The 3,990-nt window shown below is 41.5% G+C and carries 4 protein-coding genes; 2 read left to right on the forward strand and 2 right to left on the reverse strand.

Translation table 11 applies throughout. The annotated features are described in order from the left end of the window. Positions 1-73: 73 nt before the first annotated feature. Positions 74-754 (reverse strand): YjjG family noncanonical pyrimidine nucleotidase, encoded by a 681-nt coding sequence (locus IV84_RS09795; protein WP_056986587.1) that lies wholly within the window; start codon positions 752-754, stop codon positions 74-76. A gap of 4 nt (positions 755-758) precedes the next feature. Continuing rightward, the gene (locus IV84_RS09800; RefSeq protein ID WP_056986588.1) at positions 759-1,187 is read right to left on the reverse strand and encodes a MarR family winged helix-turn-helix transcriptional regulator; all 429 of its coding nucleotides are present in this window, start codon (positions 1,185-1,187) and stop codon (positions 759-761) included. Positions 1,188-1,499: 312 nt separating this feature from the next. Here IV84_RS09800 and alsS point away from each other — a divergent pair, with 312 nt between their 5' ends. Together alsS and budA are read left to right on the forward strand one after the other, a co-directional pair. Then, positions 1,500-3,176, forward strand: coding sequence for an acetolactate synthase AlsS (gene alsS / locus IV84_RS09805; RefSeq protein ID WP_056986589.1), 1,677 nt, complete (start codon positions 1,500-1,502; stop codon positions 3,174-3,176). Between the two features lie 19 nt (positions 3,177-3,195). After that, positions 3,196-3,906, forward strand: a complete 711-nt coding sequence (gene budA, locus IV84_RS09810) for an acetolactate decarboxylase (RefSeq protein WP_056986590.1) — start codon at positions 3,196-3,198, stop codon at positions 3,904-3,906. Positions 3,907-3,990: the final 84 nt, after the last annotated feature.

Below are 3,990 nucleotides of genomic sequence, written 5' to 3' on the forward strand. Positions count from 1 at the left end.
ATCTATTACCAACAACAGATATTGTAGAATCGGATAAGAAGACTTTTTACTTTCATGGAAATAAGAATAATGATTAGACGATATTTTCTAATTCCATTAATTCAGCAATTTCATAAGTAGGTTTTGTTGAAGTCGAATTTTGCTGATGAGCTGGATTGAACCACACTGAATCAAGGCCATAATTGGCGGCACCAAGAATGTCTGAGGTTAATGAATCACCGACAACTAATGATTGCTGCTTATCAAAATGATCAATACTTTCAGCTACGTAGTCAAAGAATTGAGGTTCGGGTTTAGGATGGCCAACTGTTTCTGAGACAAACATTTTTGTGATATATTTTGCCATTCCAGATTCACGAAGTCGGCGTTTTTGAGTCGCTGCGATTCCGTTGGTTACAATATAGAGTTGATGGTGATGACTCAAATCGTTTAGCAATTGGACAGCGTTTGGGATTGGATCATGACCTGCCGATAAAAATTGGCGATATTGTTTCTCATAGGCCACGCCATCAACATCCAAACCGTATTGGCTGAAGAATATTTGGAATCGGGTATTCAGTAATGTCTCTCGTGAAATCTCGCCACGCTCTAAACGGCGCCAAAGCCCTTCGTTCATTTGATGATAGTTTTGATAGGCTTTGGAAGTTAGTGGTCGATTGATTTGGTTAAACAGTTTTTGAATGGCCTGATGTTCTGATGCCTGAAAGTTAAGCAGGGTATCGTCAACATCGAATAAAAGGGTCGGATAGTTCACAAAATCACTCCTTGGCGTCACTAGTAATGACTTTGACTACTTTTTCGATGGCTGCAACTAAAGGACTATCTGGTGAAATGCCGGTTTCAGAGAAGCGGGACTGCCACCATTCTTTACGAATATCATTGATAATGGGAACAATTTTCTTACCGGTACCGGTTAAATTTAAATTAATTGCCTTACCGGTGCCGGAGGTCTTGGTGAGGTAGTCTAATTGCTCCATCTTTTTTATTTCTCGGGTTGCCAGACCCTTATCAATAACCAGCGATTTAGCAACCTGATTTTGGTTAATGTCTGGATGATCGCGGACAGTTAACAAAATACAGGCAGCAGTTGGATTTAGATGATGTTTTTTGAATTGTTTCCCAGTATCTTTGTAGTATTGACGATGTAAAATCGAAATATCTTGTGCCAGGTAACCGATATCTTTCAATGTAAAAATCCTTTCAAATTAGTGTTTAAAAATAAGGGAATAAAATCGATCATTATTGACACTTTGTAAGCTGTGTAAATTTCTTTCAAAGTGGGAATCTGTCGAAACTTCAGTTAATTTAAACAATTCTAGAATAATATATCAGCATGGTTAGCGCTTTTATTGCGATACCACCGCTGCATTTGTTGAAAATTATTTATTACTTACTTGATAAAGTCTACTGTTTTTTTGTTGACAATTCAACATAACGTGTCTATTATTTTGGTAAAGATTAAGTTGAATTGTCAACATAGAAAAGATGAGGTGCTTGATATGAGTAATGAAAAACGTGGATCCCAAGCTTTAATTCAAACGATGATTAACCAGGGTGTTAAATATGTTTTTGGTATTCCGGGTGCTAAGGTTGACCAATTATTTGAGGATTTAACATATAGTGATGATCCCAGAACACCCAAGCTAATTGTGGCGCGTCATGAACAAAATGCCGCCTTTATTGCGGCGGGAATTGGGCGATTGACTGGTAAACCGGGAGTGGTTGCCACCACATCGGGACCAGGTGTTTCCAACCTTGTAACTGGTTTAATTACGGCTACCACTGAGGCTGATCCCGTAGTCGCTTTGGGGGGGCAAGTGCCTCGTGACGATCTTGCACGATTAACTCATCAAAGTATTCCTAGTAAGGAACTAATGGCTAACGCAACTAAGAGCAGTGTTGAAGTTCAGGATGCAAATAATTTATCAGAAGAATTTGCCAATGCTTATCAATCAGCCATTTCACCCAAAGCAGGGGCTGCCTTTATCTCATTACCAGCTGATGTATTGAGCGATAAGGTAAATCGACCTGAGGTAAAGCCGTTGACGAAACATGAAAATGGTCGGGCTGCAGATGCAACTCTTGATCAAATTATCGAGTTGTTGAAACACGCGAAGTTACCGGTTATCTTGGCCGGCATGCGGGCTTCAACGCCGGAAAACACGGCTGCAATTCGCAGTTTACTTAAGAAATTTCCGTTACCGGTTGTTGAAACTTATCAGGGTGCGGGGATTATCTCTCATGAGCTTGAAGATGATTTCTTTGGCCGGGTGGGCCTCTTTAGAAACCAAATTGGTGATACACTTCTCAAACGAAGCGATTTAGTTGTTTCGATTGGTTACGATCCGGTTGAGTATGAAGCCCGTAATTGGAATGTTGATCGAACTGGTAAAGTGGTTAATATTGACGATGTTGCACCCGAAATTAGTAAAGATTATCAACCGGATGTGATTGTGGTTGCAGATATTGCGGGTAGCCTGGATGCTTTGGCTGATCGCTTACCTGGCGAATTCAAATTATCAGCAGATACTTCCAAAACGTTGGATAATTTACGACAGGAATTTGATTCTGAAAACAAAGTACCAACCGATGTCAAACCGGGAACGGTTCATCCATTGGCAATCGTCCGGGCACTTCAGGAACGGGTTGACGATGATACGACTGTTACGGTTGATGTTGGTAGTCATTATATTTGGATGGCAAGGCATTTCCGGATTTATAAACCACGTCATTTGCTATTCAGCAACGGAATGCAAACCTTAGGTGTTTCTTTACCATGGGCGATTGCAGCAGCATTGGTTCGGCCCGGCAAGCCTGTCGTTTCCGTTTCCGGTGATGGGGGTTTCCTGTTTTCGGGTCAGGAATTGGAAACCGCAGTGCGTCTTAATCTAAATATTGTGCAGTTGATCTGGAACGACGGTTACTACGACATGGTTAAATTTCAAGAAATTGCCAAGTACGGGAAACCAGCCGGTGTTCAATTTGGTCCGGTTGACTACGTTAAATACGCCGAAAGTTTTGGTGCTCGTGGCTTGCGGGTAACCAGTCCGGATGATCTTGGTACAACCTTGGATCAAGCATTTAAGACAAAGGGTCCGGTAATTGTTGACATTCCAGTCGATTATAGTGATAACATTAAGTTAAAGTCAGCTTTATTGAAAGATATTTTAAACTAAACGATAAGGAAGTCTTACGATGGCAAAACACGCAACTTTATATCAACATGGCACGCTGGCCTTACTAGTACCAGGCTTGTTAACCGGGACGATTACGATGGCCGATTTACTGAAACACGGTGATACGGGAATTGGAACCGGTGATGGTCTCGACGGTGAGCTTATTATTTTGGATGGTAAGCCGTATCAAGTCGATCATAGCGGCAAGGTGAATGTTGTCCCGAAGTCGTTTACGCTGCCATTTGCTAATAGTCATTTTGCAAGATATGCGCCACTTGCCGAATTAGAAAATGTTGATCAGGATGAATTGGATAAGCAAATGCTCTCGTTAAGTCGAGCGGCCAATACCTTCTTTTCTGTTGAAGTGAAGGGGACGTTCGCTAATATCAAAACACGGGCAGTCGAAAAGTCGACGCCGCCTTACGATACATTGGCTAAAACTGCGGAGAATCAAAGCATTTTTACTCGCGATCAAATTGACGGCACACTATTAGGCTACTACTCGCCACAACTGTTCGATGGTGCGGCTGTTGCCGGTTTTCATGAACACTTCTTATCAGACGACCATTCTTTCGGTGGTCATGTCTTGGGCTTTCATTTAGTCAAGGGTGAAGTCACCTACCAGCTATTTGATACGCTTGAACAACATTTACCAGTCAATAACAAAGCCTATATGGCCCATGATTTTTCGAAAGATGATATTCTTGGAAGCATTCATAAAGCTGAGTAACAATAGCTAAGCAGTTTTAAACTAAAGGGGGCTGGGACAAAAGTAATTTTGTCGGCTCTTCGTCAACTGTTGTTGGTGAATCCA

The organism is Pediococcus damnosus, from assembly GCF_001437255.1.
Lineage (GTDB): Bacteria > Bacillota > Bacilli > Lactobacillales > Lactobacillaceae > Pediococcus > Pediococcus damnosus.